At 42.0% G+C, this 22,409-nt stretch carries 24 protein-coding genes; 14 read left to right on the forward strand and 10 right to left on the reverse strand.

Annotated features, from left to right (window positions below):
- Window positions 1-102 precede the first annotated feature (102 nt).
- Both MHN81_RS22380 and MHN81_RS22385 read right to left on the reverse strand, forming a co-directional pair.
- Window positions 103-939 carry a pirin family protein gene (locus MHN81_RS22380; RefSeq protein WP_023400057.1) on the reverse strand — a complete coding sequence of 279 codons (837 nt, stop codon included), beginning with the start codon at window positions 937-939 and terminating at the stop codon, window positions 103-105.
- Between the two features lie 129 nt (window positions 940-1,068).
- On the reverse strand, window positions 1,069-1,791 hold the full coding sequence (locus tag MHN81_RS22385) for a transporter substrate-binding domain-containing protein (RefSeq protein ID WP_023400056.1): 723 nt from the start codon (window positions 1,789-1,791) through the stop codon (window positions 1,069-1,071).
- Window positions 1,792-2,016: 225 nt separating this feature from the next.
- Here MHN81_RS22385 and MHN81_RS22390 point away from each other — a divergent pair, with 225 nt between their 5' ends.
- The 4 genes from MHN81_RS22390 (at window position 2,017) to MHN81_RS22405 (ending at window position 6,299) form a co-directional block, all read left to right on the forward strand.
- Window positions 2,017-3,345 (forward strand): AarF/ABC1/UbiB kinase family protein, encoded by a 1,329-nt coding sequence (locus MHN81_RS22390; RefSeq protein WP_036976593.1) that lies wholly within the window; start codon window positions 2,017-2,019, stop codon window positions 3,343-3,345.
- 303 nt (window positions 3,346-3,648) lie between these two features.
- Window positions 3,649-4,311, forward strand: coding sequence for a M15 family metallopeptidase (locus MHN81_RS22395; protein ID WP_239426759.1), 663 nt, complete (start codon window positions 3,649-3,651; stop codon window positions 4,309-4,311).
- 399 nt (window positions 4,312-4,710) lie between these two features.
- Window positions 4,711-5,118 (forward strand): hypothetical protein, encoded by a 408-nt coding sequence (locus tag MHN81_RS22400; protein ID WP_023400053.1) that lies wholly within the window; start codon window positions 4,711-4,713, stop codon window positions 5,116-5,118.
- Window positions 5,119-5,330: 212 nt separating this feature from the next.
- Window positions 5,331-6,299, forward strand: coding sequence for a phosphatidylinositol transfer protein (locus MHN81_RS22405; RefSeq protein ID WP_036976619.1), 969 nt, complete (start codon window positions 5,331-5,333; stop codon window positions 6,297-6,299).
- A gap of 28 nt (window positions 6,300-6,327) precedes the next feature.
- Here the strand turns inward: MHN81_RS22405 and MHN81_RS22410 are convergent, their stop codons facing one another.
- Both MHN81_RS22410 and MHN81_RS22415 read right to left on the reverse strand, forming a co-directional pair.
- Complete coding sequence (locus MHN81_RS22410) at window positions 6,328-7,377, reverse strand: M48 family metallopeptidase (protein WP_080672620.1); 1,050 nt, start codon at window positions 7,375-7,377, stop codon at window positions 6,328-6,330.
- Entirely contained in the window at window positions 7,361-8,407 is a 1,047-nt protein-coding gene (locus tag MHN81_RS22415; RefSeq protein WP_239426760.1) for a YjgN family protein, read from the reverse strand. The genes MHN81_RS22410 and MHN81_RS22415 overlap by 17 nt, the downstream gene beginning before the upstream one ends.
- A 180-nt stretch (window positions 8,408-8,587) precedes the next feature.
- On the opposite strand from MHN81_RS22415, the gene MHN81_RS22420 reads away from it, so the two are divergent.
- The 3 genes from MHN81_RS22420 to MHN81_RS22430 all read left to right on the forward strand — a co-directional run bounded on the left by MHN81_RS22420 (window position 8,588) and on the right by MHN81_RS22430 (window position 11,512).
- Window positions 8,588-9,460, forward strand: coding sequence for a GNAT family N-acetyltransferase (locus tag MHN81_RS22420; protein ID WP_239426761.1), 873 nt, complete (start codon window positions 8,588-8,590; stop codon window positions 9,458-9,460).
- Between the two features lie 83 nt (window positions 9,461-9,543).
- Complete coding sequence (locus tag MHN81_RS22425) at window positions 9,544-10,398, forward strand: cupin domain-containing protein (RefSeq protein ID WP_023400048.1); 855 nt, start codon at window positions 9,544-9,546, stop codon at window positions 10,396-10,398.
- Window positions 10,399-10,492: 94 nt separating this feature from the next.
- The gene (locus MHN81_RS22430; RefSeq protein WP_239426762.1) at window positions 10,493-11,512 is read left to right on the forward strand and encodes a tetratricopeptide repeat protein; all 1,020 of its coding nucleotides are present in this window, start codon (window positions 10,493-10,495) and stop codon (window positions 11,510-11,512) included.
- A 101-nt stretch (window positions 11,513-11,613) separates the two neighbouring features.
- Here the strand turns inward: MHN81_RS22430 and MHN81_RS22435 are convergent, their stop codons facing one another.
- Window positions 11,614-12,021, reverse strand: coding sequence for a hypothetical protein (locus tag MHN81_RS22435; protein WP_023400046.1), 408 nt, complete (start codon window positions 12,019-12,021; stop codon window positions 11,614-11,616).
- 54 nt (window positions 12,022-12,075) lie between these two features.
- Window positions 12,076-12,636 (reverse strand): hypothetical protein, encoded by a 561-nt coding sequence (locus MHN81_RS22440; protein ID WP_239426763.1) that lies wholly within the window; start codon window positions 12,634-12,636, stop codon window positions 12,076-12,078.
- A gap of 96 nt (window positions 12,637-12,732) precedes the next feature.
- Here MHN81_RS22440 and MHN81_RS22445 point away from each other — a divergent pair, with 96 nt between their 5' ends.
- Together MHN81_RS22445 and MHN81_RS22450 are read left to right on the forward strand one after the other, a co-directional pair.
- Window positions 12,733-13,311 (forward strand): GrpB family protein, encoded by a 579-nt coding sequence (locus tag MHN81_RS22445; RefSeq protein ID WP_239426764.1) that lies wholly within the window; start codon window positions 12,733-12,735, stop codon window positions 13,309-13,311.
- Window positions 13,312-13,330: 19 nt separating this feature from the next.
- Window positions 13,331-13,834 (forward strand): hypothetical protein, encoded by a 504-nt coding sequence (locus MHN81_RS22450; protein WP_239426765.1) that lies wholly within the window; start codon window positions 13,331-13,333, stop codon window positions 13,832-13,834.
- A 70-nt stretch (window positions 13,835-13,904) separates the two neighbouring features.
- Here the strand turns inward: MHN81_RS22450 and MHN81_RS22455 are convergent, their stop codons facing one another.
- The 4 genes from MHN81_RS22455 to MHN81_RS22470 form a co-directional block, all read right to left on the reverse strand.
- Complete coding sequence (locus tag MHN81_RS22455) at window positions 13,905-14,507, reverse strand: DUF998 domain-containing protein (protein ID WP_023400042.1); 603 nt, start codon at window positions 14,505-14,507, stop codon at window positions 13,905-13,907.
- A 129-nt stretch (window positions 14,508-14,636) separates the two neighbouring features.
- Entirely contained in the window at window positions 14,637-15,431 is a 795-nt protein-coding gene (locus tag MHN81_RS22460) for a tetratricopeptide repeat protein (RefSeq protein WP_239426766.1), read from the reverse strand.
- Between the two features lie 290 nt (window positions 15,432-15,721).
- The gene (locus tag MHN81_RS22465) at window positions 15,722-16,321 is read right to left on the reverse strand and encodes a hypothetical protein (RefSeq protein WP_155250774.1); all 600 of its coding nucleotides are present in this window, start codon (window positions 16,319-16,321) and stop codon (window positions 15,722-15,724) included.
- A 249-nt stretch (window positions 16,322-16,570) separates the two neighbouring features.
- On the reverse strand, window positions 16,571-16,870 hold the full coding sequence (locus MHN81_RS22470; protein ID WP_023400038.1) for a helix-turn-helix transcriptional regulator: 300 nt from the start codon (window positions 16,868-16,870) through the stop codon (window positions 16,571-16,573).
- 110 nt (window positions 16,871-16,980) lie between these two features.
- Here MHN81_RS22470 and MHN81_RS22475 point away from each other — a divergent pair, with 110 nt between their 5' ends.
- The 5 genes from MHN81_RS22475 (at window position 16,981) to MHN81_RS22495 (ending at window position 22,302) form a co-directional block, all read left to right on the forward strand.
- On the forward strand, window positions 16,981-17,490 hold the full coding sequence (locus MHN81_RS22475; protein WP_023400037.1) for a hypothetical protein: 510 nt from the start codon (window positions 16,981-16,983) through the stop codon (window positions 17,488-17,490).
- Between the two features lie 89 nt (window positions 17,491-17,579).
- Complete coding sequence (locus tag MHN81_RS22480) at window positions 17,580-17,822, forward strand: hypothetical protein (protein WP_023400036.1); 243 nt, start codon at window positions 17,580-17,582, stop codon at window positions 17,820-17,822.
- A gap of 26 nt (window positions 17,823-17,848) precedes the next feature.
- Window positions 17,849-18,292, forward strand: coding sequence for a hypothetical protein (locus tag MHN81_RS22485; RefSeq protein ID WP_023400035.1), 444 nt, complete (start codon window positions 17,849-17,851; stop codon window positions 18,290-18,292).
- A gap of 442 nt (window positions 18,293-18,734) precedes the next feature.
- Window positions 18,735-20,540, forward strand: a complete 1,806-nt coding sequence (locus MHN81_RS22490; RefSeq protein WP_239426767.1) for an ABC transporter ATP-binding protein — start codon at window positions 18,735-18,737, stop codon at window positions 20,538-20,540.
- 13 nt (window positions 20,541-20,553) lie between these two features.
- Window positions 20,554-22,302, forward strand: a complete 1,749-nt coding sequence (locus tag MHN81_RS22495; protein ID WP_239426768.1) for an ABC transporter ATP-binding protein — start codon at window positions 20,554-20,556, stop codon at window positions 22,300-22,302.
- Window positions 22,303-22,409 lie beyond the last annotated feature (107 nt).

Raw genomic sequence — 22,409 nt, forward strand, 5'->3', positions numbered from 1 at the left:
ATGCGGCGCGAGTATACGCCGCTTTCAATAATGAGTAAACGTCTGAAAAAGCAGGATTTGTAACTGCTAATGAGGTTTACAGTTGCAAACAGTTCAAGCCGCTTAGATGGAGCCAAATTTACCTGCTTGATAATCCCTAACGGCTTGTTTAAGTTCTTCTTGAGTATTCATTACAAATGGACCCATGTGTGCAATACGCTCGTTAATAGGTTGGCCTGCCAATAATAACAGTCCCGCTGCTTGGTCTTGGCTTTCGATATGTATAGGCGCTTGGGGGTCTAAGTTAAGCAAGTAGCCAGCTTGATGGCGACTATCTTTTAAAGCGCCTGTATGAATGTAGGCCAGCACCTTTCCGTAATGGGACAAATCGAGGTGCACAGCACTGTGTGCCTTTAGCCAGATATCGCTAATTGCGCCTGTGCCAGCTAACTCATCTAAGCCAGAAGAAATTGACTGCTGTGATTCAGTCCAATTGCCAGCAAGTGCGGTGAGCTGTGCACCGCTTTCGTTGATGATAAAAGGCAATACACGGTCACTTGAGTCTTGATATTTGGGTGTATTCATCTTGTCTTTTGCGGCCATGTTTAACCAGATTTGAAAGCCGTGCATACCGTGTTGTGCATCGGCCAAAGGCATTTCTGAATGAATGACGCCTCGACCTGTGCTCATCCACTGGACTTGGCCTGCGCGAATTGCTTTTTTGTTACCCATTTGGTCTTGGTGCTCAAATCCGCCTTTGCGGATGTACGTAAAAGTTTCAATTCCCCTGTGTGGATGAGCAGGAAAGCCGCCTATATAGTCTTGCGAATTGTTTGATTTGAGTTCGTCGATCATCAAAAACGGATCTAGGCTTTTACCGTCGAAGCCAGCGATACGCTGAATTTTGACGCCTGCACCGTCTTGCGTTGAGTGTGCTCTTGTTACATTTAAAATCTTCATAGTTGCCTCGCTTATGTACGCCATTGAAGCTACTTTATGTTGCTACCTACCCGAATAAAAGTGACAAAAAACGAAGAGAACATTCTGTAAAAAAGAATAAATGCTGAATTGCACTGTAATTGCAATGATTTACTGTGGGTCTAAGCTCTGGTTGTGCAGCATGACTTGCTGTTCAGCTTGGGCGATGAGCGCTGCTAATTCTCCTGACTTCTTCATTTCAATTAGCTTGTTGTTTACCAAAGGAACAAGGTGTTGCTGAGACTCATGAATATAGTGAAACAAGTCTAGTACCGCGAGGTTCTGGCTAGAGATCACATTATCAATGCCCAGTTTTTCTAGGTGTATTAAGCCATCCATTCGATTCGTGAGCGCGACATCGGCTAAACCTTTGGAAACCAGCTTAAGTATTTGAGCGGTGGTATCCATATCTTCTACATGCTTCATACCTTGAGTGATGTTGTTGGTATGCTTGACACCTCTAACTTTGACAATATGGTGTTTTTGTAAGTCTTTTGCTGTTTTGATGTCTATTTTGCTATCTTTACGAACAAATGCAGCTGTTTCTAAGTAGTAATATGGGGTAGGCACACGAATTGTTGTCGGAGTTTCTATGCCATAGCTAAATATTCGCATGATCTCCCCATTGGATAACCCTGTTTTGGCTCTGAATTGAGCGCGTTTTCCCGGAAGCGGCGTGATGGTTATTTTGATATTCAATTGCTTGTAAACTTCGGTCAGAACAATACGGCCAACCTCTTGCTCTATTAAGTAGTTGATCGACACAAAGTGATATGTCTCAGCGTAAACGGGCCTAGTTAAAACTAAAAAAAATGCGGCTAGCAAATACTTCATTGATGAGCAAAGGCTTAAGAAAACAAAACTAATCAAAGTATAGCGCACACGAAAAGTAATTAAAGTGTCTACATATCTAGTAGGGAGAGTACGTTGATTTTGATATACTCGAGGTGCTCTCAACGCGGCTCTTTTTATCTAGAGATCAATGTATTGATCCAAAACGCAGGGAGTACAGTACCTGTATTGTGCGCACGTAGACATAGGATTGATTGGTATAGAAATATGACAGATAAAAGTAAAAAGGTCCCTTCTTCTCGAATATCTAGGTTAGCTCACTTAGGCGGGCTGGCAGGGAAAGTGGCATCCAATGTCGTAATGTCTGGTGCTCGACAAGTGCTCAGTGGCCAAACCGTAACTAAAAAGGAGCTGCTGTTACAGCCAAAAAATATCCACGCTGTGGCTGATAAGTTGGCTCATTTGAGAGGCGCTGCGATGAAGCTAGGGCAATTACTGTCTATGGACTCCGGGGATCTTTTGCCAAAAGAGCTGGCGTTGTTATTAGAAAAGCTCAGAGCAGACGCACAACCTATGCCACACAAACAGCTCATTGGCTTACTCAAGCTTAATTGGGGTCCTCATTGGCTTGATAAGTTCAGTCACTTTGAACTAAGAAGCTTCGCACGGGCATCGATTGGTCAGGTCCACGAAGCAACCACTGAATCTGGTCAAAAGCTGGCGTTAAAAATCCAATATCCGGGTGTTGCAAATAGCATTGATAGTGATGTTGACAACGTAGCCATGCTGATAAAAATATCTGGTCTTATGCCCAAGCAGGTAGCTATTGAGCCGTTGATGGCTGAAGCAAAGCAACAATTACTGGTCGAGACTGACTATTTAACCGAAGGTCGTCGCCTACAGGCGTTTAAAACGGGTTTACAATCCTATTCACAATTTAAGGTGCCAGAGTATTTCCCACAGCATTCAACAGAGCATATATTGGCGATGGAGTTTGTAGCTGGTCGGTCACTAGACTCACAGGTACACGCTTTACCAGCAGTGCGTAACAAAATTGCCAGTGACTTAATACAATTATTCTTTATTGAAATGTTTGAACTGGGCGTAATCCAAAGTGACCCCAATTTAGCGAATTATTTGTATGATGAAGCACAGGAGCAAATAGTACTACTCGATTTTGGCGCTTCTCGCAGCATCCGTCATGAATTGGCCTTAGGGTATTGGCTGTTGCTCAAAGCTGGTTTAGAGCATGACAGAGAAATGATGACTAAAGCCGTGCAGTCAATAGGTTATTTTGGTGAACAGATTGAACACGACTATCGGGATATTGTGTTGGATTTGTTTTTTATGGCCACTGAACCATTGCGTGCCGAACAACCTTATGATTTTGCAAACAGCGATATTGCCCAGCGGATCCGAGACAAGGGCATGGCATTAAGCGCGCGCGAAGGTCAGTGGCACACCCCCCCTGTGGATGCTTTATTTATTCATCGTAAATTGGCTGGGTTATATTTAATTGCAGCAAGACTGAACGCTGAAGTAGATGTCACAGAGCTATTCAATGGTTTTGAAAAGCCCGACAGTTTGGGGCTATAAAAAGTCATCGTCCTTGAAAAATGATGCTAATAGCATATGTCCATCCCATAAGTTATCTTATATACAGCATATGCTATGGTTTGAAAATTGCCGTTATAGAGTGTGATAATAAGTAAAAAAGTGTAAGTGAGCACTGACTCAATACGGTTTTTTCTCTTTGTGCCAACCAAAAAAACAGGCTATGTGCTGTCGCTTGGCGCATCTGACTGAAGTTGTAATTCCTGAATTACTGTCCATACTTCTTCCATAATTTCATTCCACACTGTGTTCTTTGTAGTTAGGAAAGGTACCTCGAGGTATTCAATGAGAACAATTACTTATGGGTTAGCGTTGGCTGCTTTGACGAGCCTACAGTTGTCGGCAGGTGAGCTCGTCGACGTAGCGGCTAAAGTGCCTAGCATTCAAACTGAGATCCGCTATTTCACCACAGATAATTTTGTTGGCAATAAAGTTGATGGTTATTTGGCGCCCAAGTGTTTACTAAGTAAAGACGCGGTGAAAGCTGTCACAAAAGCACAGTATGCGCTCAATGAGTTTGGCCTGGGGCTCAAAGTTTTTGATTGTTATCGGCCGCAAATGGCTGTGGATCATTTCGTACGCTGGGCCAAAGACCTTGAAGATACTAAGAATAAAGCGAAATACTACCCAGATGTACCTAAAAACGAATTATTCAAACGTGGTTATATCGCGGCGCGCTCAGGGCATTCTCGAGGAAGTACACTGGATGTCACCCTTATTGATTTAACGACCGGTGCTGAACTGGATATGGGATCCGGCTGGGATTTCTTTTCAAAAGTATCGTGGCCAAGTTATCAAGGGATCAGTGCCCAGCAGCGCGCAAATCGAATGCTATTGGCTAAAGCTATGCGCAGCGCCGGCTTTATTGGGCTGACTGAAGAGTGGTGGCACTTTACTTTGATTGATGAGCCTTATGCAGATCAATACTTTACACTACCTGTAAAGTAAGTTTTTTCGTAAGAGCATATTGAGTACTGTTTGTAAATAAAAGTAAACGTTGATTTTTATGCAAGTTGTTGAATTTAATGTGTCAATAGTATTACTTTATTTCATTGTGAAAATTTTGTGATTGATTAAGCTTCTTTAGTGCTTGATTAACTTGATAGCACCATTTAATGTACCTAAATAGCTGATAATTGTTAAAATAGTGATATGTATAAGGGAATAGCTTGCACGATCGCATTTTTTGTTGGATACCTTCTTTGGGGAGGTCTTAGCAATGTCTGTGCAAATGGAATAAAGCAGTACACTCTAAGCACAACAAATAATTACTCCAATTCAGGTGTGGATACTAATTCCTCCTTGGCTCAAAGTGATAAAAAACACTTTGTCATCAACAGAGCTTCTATGAATGCGAGAAAGGCATTATTTGATGAGCATCAATATATTAGCCAAGCATACATTGAGTTTGATATTAGACGTATTAAAAATTTGCATATCTCTGATTTAGTTGCCTTTTATGTTCCACAGCAAAAGCGTAGTTACATGATTGTGATAAAAAACATTCAACAGACAAAGTTGGGTGGGTTGCGTATTGCAGGTTATTTCTCAGATGATGTACAGCGACATATTGCGCTTGAACTACAGTTAGATGGACGCTCTGTATCGGGGCGTTTACAAACAACCAAAGGCGAGTATCTGTTTCGCTCTCATGCGCAATACGGTTGGATTGCAGCTCAGTATGAAGGCAAAAAACAATATTTAAAATACCCCGATGAATTTGCCAAACCCAAAGATGTTGTTGCTAAAAAGTAATTAAGATCATTTTTTTTACATGGCTTGTCGGGGTAAAATATTTATCTGTTGAAGTGAAGTTAAGTATATATTTTTCATAGCTTTAATAGCCCTTTCATTAAATCATATCCATAAAACTTCCCAATTAAACTGGAAAAAGAAAAAATATTGTTAATAATTTTGTAATCTGGAGTATTTACTCTTAATGTGACGGAATTATGATGGAAACTTTAATGAGATTACTTGGTTACATTGCTTTAATAGCTAGCTTTTCGGGGGCTGCAAATGCACTACCTACCTGCCCAAACCTCGCTTGGCTAGAAGCTGAATTCGACGCCCCTATTATGCCTAGGGCGGATTACAACAATCGCCTCAATAAGTTAATTACATGGCTACCTGAGTTTCATATGTTGCACGATCGGGTTATCGCCGAAGGTACTTCAGTGGAGGTGACGGCGAAGTTTGATTACGGCGCTATTGCACATAAAGATCTTGAATACGAGACGGTGAAATTTTACATCCGTTCAGAGCAAGACTCCCAGTGGCGTTTTCTTGCTAATGCCCAAACCAATAGTGATGGTAAAGCGAGTGTATCTTTACCTGCACTTCAGGCTGGGCAATATCGAATTTTTGCGGGTGTCCCTGCGGATGGCACTGGCACTCAGGGCTATGTGACGGTTGTTCAGCCAGGCACTCAGGCGGTGCTGTTTGATATTGATGGTACGCTCACAGAGTCGGATGCTGAGCAGATTGGGGATTATACTGGGATTGATAGAGCCGATCAGAAGGAGGGGGCATATTCATTGGTGCGTCGTTATTTAGATCTCGGGTATCAACCCGTCTATTTGACGGCACGTGTATATTGGTACGTCAAAGGGACACGCAGCTGGCTGCATTGGACTGGGTTACCTCAAGGCTTTTTACGAGCATCTTCGAGTAATGAAACCAGCTTGTTTCGCACAGCAGAGTATAAAATCAATGAAATAAACCAATTGCAGGAACAAGGGCTGGATATCGTGCGTGCATATGGCAACGCAAAAACCGATGCAGAGGCATTTATTCGTGCTGGGTTAGGTAGCGCTAACAGCTTTACAATCGGAGCTGATGCTGGCCACTATGGAACAACCGCGATAGAAAATAATCACTATTATCACCATATAGATACGCATGTTGATGGCTTTGCTGCTGCGAAATGTGAGTAACTATTACCGCGTTGAAAAGCCAATATGGTCAATCTGTTTGATATGACTGAGCGTGTTTTATGCGCTCTTCTAGGCTAGGGTGGGTGGATAAGTACTCTAGCCATTTAGGTGCTGTTTGAGATGGAGCCTCGTTGTCGTGTGTCAGTGATTGTAAGCGTTGTAATGCTTGAGCAAAATCGTCATTTGAATGTCCCAAATGTGCTAGCCGATCCAGTGCAAATTGATCCGCTTCCCATTCCATCTCTTGTGAAAACTGCGCGCCCATGACCACATTTCCCGACCCAATTAACAGTTCAACGATCCCTTCCATATCACCGAATATAAAACTCATGGCGATCGTGCCTGCGAATGCTTGCGCGGCAAGTCTGATACTATGTTTTCTTTCTACATGCCCTATTTCGTGGAGGAGAACCGCGCGAATTGCACTAGGATTATCTTTCAGCGCTTCAATTAAGTCATCGGTAAGTACAATTTGGCCGTGAGGTAGTGCGAATGCATTCGCACCAAAATGCTCAGAATCATAAATACTCAGTTGATACTGATCGTCAGACAAATCTAAAGCTTTGAGCGCATCCTTCCAAAGCGTATGGACTTGTTGTTGGGTGCCTAGGGGGAGCTCGCTAGGTGACAAGAAGCTTTCTTCAATCACGTACATAGATTGCTGGCCCATTGTATCTACTACCGATTCAGGTACATATTCGACAAGCCAAACCGCGGAAGCTGGCACAACTTTAAACAACAGCGCATATATCAATAACGGCGTTAGTATTAGTGCCGATAGGATCACCATTGTGTGGCGCTCTAAACTTGCGATACTTGTGGGTGAGGCTCGACCGGGCCAAACAAAGTTGGGATCATTGGGCACAAAACGCTCACCAGATGGCAGTGTGGCTTGTACAGGTACGCCGGGAATTGACGTCGACAAAGTCAAAGCGTCTAACGCACATTTAGCCGCACGGTTTTCTCCGTAGTGAATATGCAATTGACCATTTTCGAGCAGCGCTTCTACTTTAAATGCAGTGCTGTTCGAAAACGGATAGAGTAAGCCTGAGACACGCATACTAGGTAAGAGATACATCTATATCAAACAGCGTTGCGGCTTCATCCCCCAGAGAGGACTCTGCGTTATCTAGGGTATCGAAGACATTATCCGCATCTGCCAACATTGTGAGCGCGCTGGCGCTGGCTAGAATTTTTGCTTTGCGCACTTTTGCCCAAGGGTAAGCAAACCCAAGCGTAGCGGCAATAGCGAGGATATTGGTCACTTCTACAACGGCAAACTTCGCCGGAGATAGATCAGAGTGTAGTTCGGCGACTTGGTCAATCGACGTACTGTTAAAAATGTGGTTTCTAATCATCGCCTGATAAATGGCTTTTAATAAGTATATACACGCAAAGTAAGCAGGTATCAAAATGAACAATACTTGTGAAGAACCCGCAAGGGTACCGCCAACTGCAAAGACCCCACCCAGCACCAGTGGAATGGCTACTAATGAGCAGAGTAAAGTCGTGACTGCTGCGCTAAAGTATGTGCTAGTAGATAACGTGGTTGCAAATGGCTTATCACCAAATTGAATATTATTGCAAAGGTATTCATCTATCTTTTTCAAAACCCAAGGCATCAATAGGTACAGTGTAAATACGCTCAGGATGGGGAGTAAGACAAAGACTTTAAAAGCACCGCCGTAACTGCCGTTGAAGCTAAAACGGATGTTTCTGAAGCGAGTCATTCGCATATTGAACTTGAAACTCTGATTGATGAACCAAGGTGCGAGAAAGGTCAAAGAAATTGCCAAAGCAGCACCAACGATCGGGAAGTAATGAATACAAAACATATAGGCAACCAATAACAGCGCTGCAATAACCCGGCCGGTTAATATTTGTATAGGTGTGGCTAAATATTCAAAGCGATGACCATCAATACTCGTGTTATTGTAAAAATATTGCTTTGTACGCACTGTTGCCCATGCTGAGTATATGCCTAAAGTTGCGATACTCAATAATAGGTTAACAATCCAAATTCCAAAAAAATCTCGGCTGTTGCCTGAAAATCGAACAAGCTTAGGGGTGTGAGGGCCTGATTGAACAGGTGAATTAGCAAAATCCATTAAAAAAACTCTCCTTTAAATATGTGTACATAATACACCCAACGTACCAAAAAAGGCAACGCTTTGGCGCAGGAGAGCAGGTTTTAAAGTGAGTTTATTGCGTTGTAGTTGAAATTCGTTATTTGTTGATTAAGCTGTAAAAATGTTTAGGTGTGGTAAAAGTAAATCAGAGGTAGAAACATGGAAAAGGATAATTTTGTCATTAGGGCGATGCACAAAAATGAAGTGGATATTGCCATTAATTGGGCTGCGCAAGAGGGTTGGAATCCCGGTGACTGCGATGCATTGAGCTATTATTGTGCTGATCCACATGGATTCTTGATTGGTCTATTAAATAATCAACCTATTGCAGTTATTTCAGCGATTAAATATGACACAGCTTTTGGTTTTATAGGTTTTTACATTGTAAAACCTGAATTTCGTGGGCAGGGCTATGGCTACCAAATTTGGCAAGCGGCTATGGCCTATTTGTCAGGGTGTAATGTGGGTCTAGATGGGGTCGTCACACAGCAAGATAACTATCGTAAGTCAGGGTTTGAACTCGCGTATCGCAATATTAGATATGAAGGTGTGTTGGAAACGGCGCATTTCAAAAATCAGTCTCAACCAGACGGCGCCACGATTTGCGAAGTAGATGAAGATTTAATTGAAGGTTATGAAACCCAGTTTTTCCCTGCCCAAAGAGCGCGTTTTAATCTCCAGTGGCGAGCTCAGTCTAATGCGTGTGCTTTGAGCCTTAAAAAAAGCGGCAAAATATGTGGCTATGGCGTGATTCGGGCGTGCCAAACCGGCTATAAAATCGGACCATTATATGCGGACTGTGCACAAAACGCGAAGGCACTTGCACTGGCACTGATCTCGGAAGTTGAAAAAAACGTCGCTGGACCTGTGACTGTATTTATTGATACGCCAGAGCAAAACAGTGCTGCCGTTGCGGTCGCCGAGTCGTTAGGTATGAGTATTGCTTTTGAAACTGCGCGCATGTATACGGGGAAATTTCCAGACTTGCCAATTGGCCAGACGTTTGGCGTAGCCTCATTTGAAATTGGCTAACAGATTATTCCTTTGCATTTGCCACTTGTCCTAAGTGTGATGCATACAATTAGATTAAAAATTTTGAGGTTATTAGGAAGTCTATGACAGTACCCAATGCGATATTTATTCTTTTTAGGGGTGATGACATAACGCCTCAAGCACGTTATTTTGCTCCGCCATCATTGCAACACGAAGGGTATATACACGCTTGCAAAGCTGAGCAAGTTCACGATGTATATCAGCGTTTTTATTTGGGTTTGGATGCGGTTAAGGTTGCAGTGATTGATCTTCGTCTGATAGAGGCTCAGGTGGTTTTTGAAGCGCCATCAGAAGCCATTGGCAATCACACAGAATTCCCCCATATTTATGGTAAACTTAATACAAGTGCTATTGTAGATACTATTGAATACCCACACTTTACACACCAAGATATTGTATTAGATATACTGGATGTATTGGCTCACTATCGATTTGAACGTTTGCCAGTAGAAGGTACTTTGTATAAAAGCACTTGGCGTGCAACTGAGGAGTTAGACAGTAACGAGCCAATAGGTACAGCGATGATTGGCATGTACTGCCATGTATTGAAAAGCGTATCTTGTTTTCATCGTTTAACACACGACGAAATTTGGCACTTTTATCAAGGTGATGCATTTAATCTGTATTTGCTCCACCCCGATGGGCACTCAGAAACTGTGGTTATGGGGAATGACTTTAAACAAGGTCAAAAAATCCAGTACCGAATACCAGCAGGCGTTTGGCAAGCTGGGGAGTTGGTAGGATCAGGAAAATATGCGCTGTTTGGGTGCACTATGGCTCCTGGGTTTACCGGTTCGTGCTTTGAAGCCGCAGATCATAGAGCTTTAAAAAACAAGTATCCGGCTATGGCTGAAATTTTTGAGAGGTTGGCAGTCAACAATCATGAGACGAAAATGCCAAAGGGGTTTGCAAGTTAGCTAAACAGATTATGACCAAACGCCAAATTCGCATTTGGTCTATTTGTATTGTTCCTCTGTATTGAAGCAGTGACAAATTAATAGGAACTTGGTTTTGATAAATAAGGTTGTATTCATCGTAGCCGGGCTGCTGTTTTCAGCTGTGCTTGAGGCAAAACCATCTGTTGAGAAGCAAATGGAGGTATTACAAGAAGCTGAAGACTACTTGACTGTAAAACCTTCACACTCACTGCGTCTGTTGAATACAATGTCGCACCGTGATGTACTGCCTGTAGCACTCAAGATCCGCTGGCATATTATACGGGTTAGAGCCTCTGTTCCAACCAACCAGCTCAACATGCTGGAGGGATCCCTAAAAGCACTGTTTGAATTTGAAACGCACCCCTATTTTATGAATAAATTACCAACTGTGTTGAGTGCGTTGGGTATTTGGCTGCGTAGAAAAGGCTATCTTGCAGAAGCGGACATGAGTTTGCAGTGTGCGCTCAAACATGCTCAAGGGGATGCTCAGAGGCTAACGTTAATAAATAGTCGCGCACTGGTTGCAAGGCATATGGAAGATCACCAAAAAGCCATTAAGTTATACCAGCGTGCGGCAAGATTGGCGAAGGAACTGCAACATCGTTCTATGTCGGCGACGATTAACAATAATATGGGGGCAATCGCCTTAGACCGAGCGGACTATGTGAGATCCGACCGTTATTTTAGAGCGGCTCTTGAAGGGTATCAAAGCGTCGATAAACGTTCAGGCTATATTACCGCAGGGGTGAATTTACTCTTTCTGTTTGTGCTCAAAGGTGAGGCATTAAATTATCAACGCCTTTATTCACCGATAAAAGCGATGACAGATGCCTTTCCCAATCAGTCTAAAAAAGCATTTTTGCACTGGATCAATACGGCACATGCGGTACAACAAGGTGCAAAGTTATCCACCGAAGAGCGCCAAGCGCTGCTGAACTATTTTGCACAACTTGAAAGTACCAAGGTTAAAATTCTGGTTGCCAAACATTTAGCGCCGATTGTGCAAATTGACGTACCAAAGATCTCTGTAGAAAAAGCACCGCCATTTGAAGCAAAGTGGTTTGATAAAGTTCGCTCATGCGAGTGGTTGTAATGGCGTCATAAGGCTTAGGTCAGTAGTGCCAGCTTAATAGTTATGATGGACGATTTCTCAGCGAACCAAGGCGGTGATTAATCTCTCACCGCCCGATTGAACTAAACGTCATAGCTATTTGAAATTCTAAAGAACTGTCTAATACGTGAATCACTATAGCACCAAGTAAAAAAGGCATTTCCTTCATCTATTGCTGCTTCAATAACCGCATCACTGAACGGCGAGTTTTGGCTGACAATTAATCTCACTCGGTCTTGAAAGAGATCTGCAATTTTTTCCACCTGTTGCATTTCGACATCAGTAAAAGGGTGGCTATATCCCCCTTTGGCAGAACTCGCATCGCCAGCGCTCCCGTGATAACCAACATAAATTTTAAGTGGCCTTTGTGATGTTGCGAGCGAGTTGATGGTCGCTTCGTGCTTTTTTAAAGCAGTGTAAAAGTCATTGACGTCACCTGTGCCCGTATTTGTGACTATTCCACCGGTATAAAACTTAAAATCTATAGTCATAATGATTCCCCTTGAGTACAAAGACTTTGATATACATTGAAAAATAATTACAGCTTATGGACGTGAGCGCTCAAATTGTGCGACCTTGATAGGAGCGCCTCTTCTGGCTAAAAATGTACGCCCCTTGGTTTTCTTGTCGTCACTGACGTCGCCGTCTTCTCCCATATCTATGATGTACTTTTTATCGATAATGAGTGTCAATGTGACTCCGGGCCAGTTGAAAGCCAAATCTCCTTGGTAAAACTCATAGAGTTGCCGATTTTTAAACAGAGCTGCAAGGTCACCCCATGCTTGCTGGTAATTGGCTGGACTCAGCTTATCCCAAGGTGTATTTCTGGGGCTAGATGGATTGTATCCACTTTCATTGTGCCCTTTTTGTTTTGTGTAATCCTCATCGGCTAAGGTTTGTTCGCTGAGTGTGGCCGATCTATCTTCATCCCAACCACCAACACCTTTGTCATGGTACAAAATCATGTAGGCTTCGATGGGGTGGCATAGTCTGCGAACGACAAAACAGTTATTTTGTATATATTCTTTGATTGTGTCTGGAGTACTATTTTCGTTTTTTTCTAAAGCAATGATGGAGTTGCTTCTTTTCAATGGGTTGCTATCCATTGTAACCACCGATTAGATAAATGTATTGGTATCTCAAGTATGAAAGTGAGTGGGGTTTAAAACACGGCGAAACGGGCTATATAGTCATGGGAATAAATGAATAACGTCATAGGTGCAGCAATGAGCCAAATAGAAATTGTAGATTATCGTCCTGTTTGGGCTGAAGAGTTTAAATCGATTGCAGCAGCTTTAAAGCAAGCTTTAGGTGACCTTGCTGTCGCGATTGATCATATCGGCTCGACCTCCGTTCCTGGGTTAGCGGCCAAAGATGTAATAGACATTCAAGTAAGTGTAAAGGCCCTTGACGATCAGAAGATCGTAAACGCTTTGAGTGAGTCAGGGTATAGATACAGAGCAGATATTACCCGCGACAATCTCATTGGTTATGATGAGGGGGATTTGAATATGCAAAAAATGTACTTTCGCGAACCACAAGGGCAGCGAAAAATTCATATTCATATTCGAGAAATAGGCAGAGTTAACCAAGCTTATGCGCTGTTATTTCGGGACTTTTTACGTGATAACCCCGTTGTGTCAAAAGCTTATGAAAAGATCAAACGGGAGCTGGCGCTGCGATTCCCCAACGATGAGAGCGCTTATTACGCGATTAAAGATCCCTATATGGATACTATTTTTAGTGTTGCTTGTATGAATAAACAAGTAAATCAGGTTTAATAAAATAAGTTAATAATCAATGAGCGAGCTAGATATGGATATAGAAACGGATTGGTCAGAAATAAAGTCTTTGTTTAAGTGCTCTTTTAAGTCTTCTTTTCATTATGCGATTGCCAGTGTTACGGACGATGGCGAACCGCATATTACGCCCATAGGCTCTTTAATCTTAGCGGAGCCTGGCAAAGGCTACTATTTTGAAAAGTTCACCAAGCAATTACCTAGCAATGGGCGGACGCAGCCAAAAATTTGTGTATTGGCTGTTAACGGTGGCATGTGGTTTTGGCTAAAGTCCTTGATTAAAGGGGAGTTTGGCAGCCGACCTGCGGTGAGGCTGTATGGCACATTGGGCGTATTGCGTGATGCGACTGATTCAGAAAAAGCGCGTTTTCAACGGCGCGTAAAAAGCACACGTTTTACCAGAGGGTATAAGTTGCTGTGGAAAGATATGTCTAAAGTCAGAGAGATTGAATTTGATAGAGTCGAACAAGTTAAGATTGGTGCTATGACTAAACGTTTCTTTTAATGTCTAACGCCTTCTTAATGACCCTCTGCTTTGGCACTTGTTATCGTTCAATCAGCAGAGGGACTTTTGCCTAAGAGGCCTGCCACAGCAGCAAAGATAGCGCTGCCAACCAAACAAGCTTTATCCAGTAGGAAAGACGCTGATACAAGCCTAAATTCAACCTTAGCTTATATGCTCGAGACAACTTATATAAATAGAAAAATGCGGCGCCGGCAGATAAGCCAGAAAAAACCCGAAATTCAATCGCTAGATCACTGAAGGCGGTAATAATTGGGGCGATAAATAAAGACAGCAACATGATAAACCCAGCGTGGGAGTGGATTTGGCAATTCAGGGTCGGTGCTTCAGTATAAGGATCTTTGTCCATGGGAAAAAATCCGGCAACCCAAGTGCCGATACCATGGATAATAATTAACCAACCAACAAAAATCAGTGATAGCGTATCGCTTGCAGCTTGTGTCACTGCCCAGCCAAACACGCAAAATAATACACCTAAAGGATAGTTATTGATAAGTGGAGAAAGCTTTTCTGTCGGACTACCTGCCGCGCCAAGTTCGCTACAAAATTGCGTTTTGTGATTGTAGTTTGGGTAAAACCGCCCGGCAATATAGACACCAAGGGTGATCCAAATTGTAGCTAGCAAGCCAGCCAGCAGTAAGATGTTGCCTTCCATGGGATACCTCCTGTATTTTGATATTTATTTTATTGATGTTCAAAATAAAATACGTGAATGGCTTGGAGGTGTCAATGTACAGCTTAAAAGATGATGTTTAAAAACGATGATTCTTAATGTAGGTATAGGTTAAAGTGTCGTTTCTTGGAGTTTGATATATATTTCTTCAAAAACCTGCTTTTGCTCAGGGAAGCTCTCCATTCCCTGTTTAAAGGTGGCCATTGCCCGTTCGTAGTCTTCTAGGTTGATGTAGCACATCCCTTTGTAATATTGGGCCGTCGTACCTGCAGGGTGGATCTCTAAAGATTGATTAAAATAGTCTATAGCGGTAGCAAAATCACCCATATCCATATAGGCAAAACCAATGTTGTCTATAGCTTCAAAGTAAAGAGGGTAGATATTGATTGCTTGACGATAAGCTTCTATTGCTTGTTTGTACTGGGCGGCTTGATTTAGTGCATAGCCTTTAGTGTAGAGTGTATTTGCCCTAAAAATGAGGTCATCTACTTTTTGATTCGTCACTTCTGCATACTTGTTAAAATCATTATGTTTTAAGTAGCTAATATAGCCTTTTAACTCAGGTTTTAGCGGCACCTCATGTCCGATAAATTGCCATTTTTGCGCTAATTTTGCGTGTGCAATGGTTGAGTGGTAGGCCGATATAGGGAGCGCTCGCAATTGCTTGAGGGCAGGCTTGTCTGTGACAGGTTGATAACGCAATACATGGATAGTAGAAGATTGTGCGTTAGTATCAATATCAAGAATTTTAGCTGTGTGCCATAGATCACCATCTTTAATTGTGAATACATCACCAATTTTATAGTGGTAGGTTACTTTATAGTAAGCATTGCTGGCATGTGCGCCCGGTGTAAATACGGAGAGATAAGTAAACAGTAAAATAAATGAGATCAAGACGTTGTGCATTCTAAATATACTTATAATTATAAATTGCTATGGCGTAAGTAAATACTGACTCATCTTCTGTTTATGGTGGCGGATTCTCTCAGATATATATCGCTTTGTCATCAAAAAAAGGCAGTTTGAGAGCTTTTTATTAAGAAATGATATTATTCATAATAACAAAATAAACATCCATTGAAATAATGTTTGAACTTTGTACAGGTTGGGCTGTAAAGTGCTCAAAATGGAGACTGTGCTGTAACATAGTGGCGCCTACTGTTGCCAAAAGGGTTTTTGCTGCCTTGATGCTGTGATCAGCTCCCTATTTCAGCTGGTTCCTGTAATTTACTTGTATCAATTTCTACCACGAACAGCATCGATATCAACAGTGCACACAAGATGGCACGCAATGTATAGGCGATGATCTCATAGCTATCATATATAATGGTTAGCTTCGTTAGCACGCCGAAAAAATCATTGTTAAAGCCCAGATCTATGGCATTTCTCAATAAATTCTCGATGAGCATCAGTGCCATCAAAATTGCTGTTAAAAACAGCGAAAAAGCAATAAGGCCCTCAGCGTAAGTTGGCGCGACATGGGGCACCTGATTGAAAAAGTGTTTAGTTAACCTAACTCTGAGCAGCAAAAGGAAACTCGTACTGAGAAATAAAGTGAATTGCACGCCGTAGACAATAGTGCCAAGCCATATCATTGGTAGGGTATCTGACTCGAGAGGTATCAGGTAGTTAAATGAGGTGAACTCAAATAGTGACATTGCCAGTATTAAGATGGCGATGGATTTGGCATTGATGTTGTCTATTCTCAAAAGTAATACGCCAAAGCAACAAGAGATTGTAGCGAGCGACATAAACACCCAATCGTACGAATAGACAAACACTAAGGCTATGATCATAGAAATTGCACAAGAAATGCGCAAAACGCTCATGAGTTGAGAGCTTATTGTTGTCGGTTCGTTAGTGTGGTCGGTTTAACTGGTTTCGTTGTCGGTCGTTTAGTTTTATATGCGCCACAAACAAGGTTGTAATTGTCAGGAGTGAGGAGTTTTTCTTGGAGTGGTATTTTCATGTTTATTTTCCCTATACTTGCCGTATTAACTCAATCCGGCTTAGTTATTTCAGCGATTGTAATTGAAACCCACACGCTACTTTTCGTGTTTGAGTTTGTTGACTTTGCGATATCTGTGCAAGTTGTTTTCTACTACTAGCTCACGCAAAGTCTGGAGTTGCTCTTCTATGGCGCTTAAATCAAATCTACATGCAAGTGACCATTTTAAATAGTCTTTGTATTTAATATCACTGACACCATTTTCATAGTTAATGATTGTTGCTTCGCTGGTACCGAGCACCTTGGCCATTTGCTTTTGAGTCTTGTTTGCTGCAAGCCTCATTACCTTTAAGTCACTTAAGCTTTGCTCATCGTGCGGCCGAACAGTTTTATTCAATGTCTCGCCCTACATATAAAAATGTTAATTAATCTAAAGATTTTTAGATGTTTAAGCATTTATTATAAAAATGTTAAAATATGTAAATACTATATATGGAGCATAGCTGAATGACAAGGATAGAACATGACATTACGTTGATAAATAGGTTTCAAAGCACGGTTGAGCAACGCTTGAATAACCAAGTGAAAAGCCGATGTGTAGACATGTTGTCGACGGATAAATGCCCGGTGGTGAGTTACCAGCCTTTGTATAGCAAGCGGCCGCCAATGTGGGTTATCTATACTCAGATGGGAGAATATCAGTTTCAGTCATTAGAAAGTCTTTACACCCGCATGTCTGCGCAATTATTACGTGTGGTTTTAAATACGGGTTGTCAGCCTAGCAATATCACGGTGTGTGTCACCCTCAAGGGTATTGGCAACAAGTGTAACAGTGGTTTTTTGCTCACATTGGCAGAGTTAGTTAGTGGTGTGGATGAATACGAAGCTAAAAGTCGAGTGCAATCAGATTTTGGGGTGGCAGCGCAGCTGATTGATATGCTCAATGGGGTTGATCCCTTGATTAAGGCTATGGTCAAAGCGACATGTATTGACTCATCCGTAATACAGGTTGTGTAACTTAGTGCATGGCGGCAGTATCAGGCTATTGCGAAGAAACAAAAGATCCACTAGAATCGGAAAAAAGCTGGATATTTTATGGAGTTTTTATGGCGGATTCGAAGAAGACAGAAGTTAGATTTTCAGTAGATGCAGATTATTTAGCTGCACTGCAAAGCAGGCTAGGGCTGAAAAAATCTAGCGATCTAACCAAAGTTGCATTAACGTTGTTAGACTGGGCATCAGACGAAGTCGTCCATGATAGAACGATTTTATCCGCAAACAAACAGGGCAAAGACATACATCGTCTTGTCATACCTGAGTTAAATAATATCTCCAAATCCAATCTCTAAAAACCAAATTAGTAATGAGTTAAGTCATGTCTTCAAGTGCACAGGACTGCACACAATCGCCGCAATCCACCTCACAAGAGTCTTGGCAAGATATTGATCTTGCATCTGCACAGGATTATACCCCTGAAGATGCCCCTGTTTCAGAGCCGCTCACTGGCAAAGAAAAGGCTGGCGTAAAATTAACTTGGGGGATCATTTGCATATTGATCGGGTTTTTGGTGGTCATCCTAATTATTTTTATGTGGGGTGAATATCAGTTTTTTACCGCAATGCGAGATACGCAGCAATTGATGCTTACGAATCAGCTAGCCAGCTCAGACTTTTTAGATCAGCTAACTCAACAGAGAAACGATTTTCGCGCTTTTTGGTTTGATACGTTACAGCTCATATTACTCAACGTATTGTTTCCAACGTTAACGGCTTTACTTGGCTATGTATTTGGTACTAGTCGAAATGGCGGTGGCAATTAGGCTTGTTGGGCGCTATCGATAAGTATCTGTTAGCTAATAGAAAAGAATGAGTTCCAGCCATTAAAAGTGAATATTATTGTTATTCTATGGGCAGATCTTTGATTGTTAAGTGTACGAGTTTGTTTATAAGTCGGCTATTTTATTGCCTGACTATGAATAAACTTTTAGTGTGAGGCTACTCAATTCGTTTTGAATTACATTAGTTGCATATTAGACATGAAATAAATTAAGTTGATCTGTAGAGTAATACTTGTAGTCTTTACTCATTCTTTATGGTGAGTTTTGTTTAAAGGAGTGAGGCTTGTTTGATGCAAAACAAGTTCTCTTAAACAAAACTTGCTTTTGACCACAAGGCAATTGCATTGCCCTGCCCTGTTACATAAATATTATCTGGCTAGCCGTTCGGCCCTAAATTAAAAACGCATTTCAAGGAGCTGTTTATATGCGTGTTGAGCCTTATAGCGTCGAGGAAAGCATAAATCCTTGGTCTGTTTTTGTTTCGTTCTTGGCAACTTGCAAGGGCAAAGTGACTCTGGTGTTGAGCTTAGCTACCTCGATCAGTCTTATAGAACTAATGTCTGTCTATCTTTTATTTTTGTCTATTCAGGCGTTGCTTTTACCGTCGACCAGTTCAGTCGAACAATTGACCTGGATTGTTGTGGGCTTAGTGGGGGCAATATTGATCAAGTCTGCATTGGGCATGGCTGCGTATTATTTTAGCCATCAAATTGCGTTGAATGCATTGACTGAACTTAGACTGATGCTGGTAAATAGGTTTGCTGCCTTATCACAGAAATGCTTATCACAGCATCAACCAGAGGAGCTTAAATATCTCCTAACTGAGGATATGAAGAAGTTAGAAGTTGTAATTTCACGGCACAGTGTTGAGCTTTTACAGGCAGTTATATCTTCTTTGACGATAGTTATAGTTCTGTATTTTATTGATTGGCGGTTGGCATTAAGTATCGTAGCAGTAGCTTCTATGGCGTTATTAGTTTCTAGGTTATTCATGTCTAAAATGGCGTCATACCAAGCGAAAGCCAAGGGTGCAGAGGAGGGGCTCAATTCGGCATTGATTGATTATGTAAAATACGCCCCTTTGGCTAAGACGCATGGTTTAGATAGTCAGTATTTTACTACTTTAAGTAATAAAGCCGCCAACTATAATGATGCCGCCCTTTGCTTTGTCGAGCAAGAGGTGCGTAACCGAGCGCTGTGTTCAGCATTGTTAGGTTCCTCTTTCATTTTTATGCTGCCAACTGCTATTTGGTTGCACAGCGTTGAGTTATTAACCTTAGAGCTTGTGGTTTTAAGTATATTATTGGTCATGAGCATGGTCGCACCAATACTCAGTATTTATTATCTTTTACAGAAATTCAGCGGGTTGCAAGATAGCATCCAGCGTATTATGCCTTGGTATGTTAACCAATATTCAAGCCGAAAAAGCGCCCCGCAAGCAATTGACTTAAAGTATCCGCAGCTACAATTTTACCATGTCGGTTTCAATTACAAGCAACACTCGATACTGAGTAATGTGCACTTTGAGCTACGCCCAAATACGATCAATGTGGTCTTTGCTGGGGCTGGCAGCGGGAAGTCCACTTTGGCTATGTTAGCCAGTGGTTTGATATCTCCTTCATCAGGTCGAGTGCAGCTGTACGGCAAAGATGTATCGGAGTTATCGGATAGTGAGCGGGCAAATGACATGGGAGTGGTTACGCAGGCGTGCTACCTATTTGAAGGGTCTGTACGTGACAATATTTTGCTTGGGCGAAGTGGAGTGAGCACTGCAGCGCTTGAGCATGCGATAGTGGCATCTCAACTCAAACCCTGGTTGCAGCAGCAAACTAGTGGTCTAGAAACCCAGCTCCAAGCGCAGGGTAAAAACTTGTCTTGTCGTGAAAAGATACGTATTGCGATCGCAAGGGCCCTCATCAGTGCACCTCCTTTGGTGATCATCGATGATGCGGATTTGGCAATGGATAACCAAACCCATGCCAAATTCTATCAGACATTGAAAGGCCATTACCCAAATACGACCTTTTTGGTTTTTACATGCACATATCTCGGCCTTGAAAACGGTCAACAAATTAATGTGCTTCGCAATGGAGAAGTTATTTCGCAAGGCACACATGAAGCTCTGTTAGCACGGTGTGACCACTACGCAAAGGGTTGGCAATTACAGAGGAAAGAAGATGCTACAACAGTTTCAACTTCTCACACTCCATTGGAAAGTTTCGAGCACTAAATGCGAGCACTAAATGGATAGACAAACCATAACCAGTATTTTTCGTGTCTTAAAGCATGTAGAAGCAGGAAAAAAACGCCTTGTGAACGGTATTTTGTTTAGATCAGTAGCTGGCTGCTTATCTATTTGTCCTCTCGCATTATGCTTTTATTGGCTCTATAGCGAGTTGCGTATCACAAGTGACATAATTGTATTATTGCAGAGCCCAAGCGGTTATCTCATTATTTTGGTTGGGGTGTTTTTTGCGCAATTAGTGTGTGCCTATTTAGGTTATTCACAGAGTTTTATTGCTAGCTCCCAAATAATCCATGCTTATCGAAAAAGGTTGATAAACCACATTAAAATGCTGCCTCTTGGTCAAATAAATCAAACGCCCAACACGGAATTTGCCAAGCAATTAAATCAAGATATTAAAGCAGTTGAGCAAGGCTTAATTCACGCAATACCGAGTTTAATTGCTGTACTCATCCCGACTATAGTGGGTGTTGCAATATTGGCATTGATTTCACCCTTGTACACTTTAGGTGTGTGTCTGGGCTTGATGAGTGCATTCTATATGATGCTTTTTGCAAAGAACAAACTTGAGCAAATTGCTAAGGAAAAAGCGCTATCTGATCATCAAATTAGTCGAACGGTGACAGATTATATAGAGGCATTACGGGTAGTTAAGTTGTTCAACCAATCGTGTCATTGGCTCGCGCGGGTTGAAAAACAGCTCAGAATTAATAAACATCATAGCTTGCAGGTTGGGATATGGCAGGGCAGTCCTGTGCTGGCTTATCGAATTGCACTCAATATGACCGTGGTGCTAATCGTTGCTATGTTAGCGGTGACACGACCTGAGCAAGGTGTCTTAACCATCGACTTTGAGGCCATTATATTTACGCTTCTGTTCATGCAAATACTCTTTCCGCTATACGGTATTGATAAACAACTCAGTGTATTGCGCATTGCAATTCAATCTGAACAAAAACTCGACGCATTGTTGGAGGAGCCAATACTCACTGAACCTGCTGAGGTCCACATGCCTAAGCGCAAGAGCATTAAATTTGAGCGCGTGTCCTACAGTAATGGCATTGATCAAGCCATAGAGCATGTTTCTTTTTATGCTCCTGAAAACTCAATAACCGCCGTCGTAGGAGAAGCGAGTGGCGGTACCTCGGCATTACTTAAATTGTGTTCACGTTTTGTAGAGCCTGATTCAGGTCATATAAAAATCGGGGGTATAGACCTAAAAGATATTGGCTCTCAAGGGGTTTTCAGCATGGTTAGTGTAGTGTGCCAAAAGGTGCAACTGATAGATGCCAATGTATTGGACAATATTCGAATAGCCAAACCTGGTGCCAGTAATGAAGAGGTTTTGCAAGCTTGTGAGCAAGCTAATTGTCTTGAGTTTATTGACCAGTTACCAAATGGCGCAATGACTCAAATCGGCGACAAGGACATAAAGTTATCTGCCCATCAACGACATCGAATAGCCATTGCTAGAGCATGGTTAAAAGATGCGCCTATAGTCCTGTTTGATGAGGCAACCGCATTTTTTGACCCCATTGCACATAATGATGTGGCTTGTGCCACTGCGCGCTTGATGAAAAATCGCACGGTTATCATAGTGACACATCATTTATCGAACATCATGCACGCCGATAATATTTTAGTAATAAATGAGGGAAAGCTGGTGGAGTCAGGCACTCACCGCTGTTTATTATCAATTGGTGGTTACTACACCCGTTTGTGGCAGGCACATAAACGAGCCGCGTAAAGGGGGTTGACGGCTAGTTTCACTGTTAATAAAAAATCACTTTATTTGTGTTGCCTGCAGCATTTATACAGGTGTCACAACGTTCTTTAACAACTTGGGAAATATAA

This window comes from Pseudoalteromonas sp. Of7M-16 (assembly GCF_022347805.1).
Classification (GTDB): domain Bacteria; phylum Pseudomonadota; class Gammaproteobacteria; order Enterobacterales; family Alteromonadaceae; genus Pseudoalteromonas; species Pseudoalteromonas luteoviolacea_F.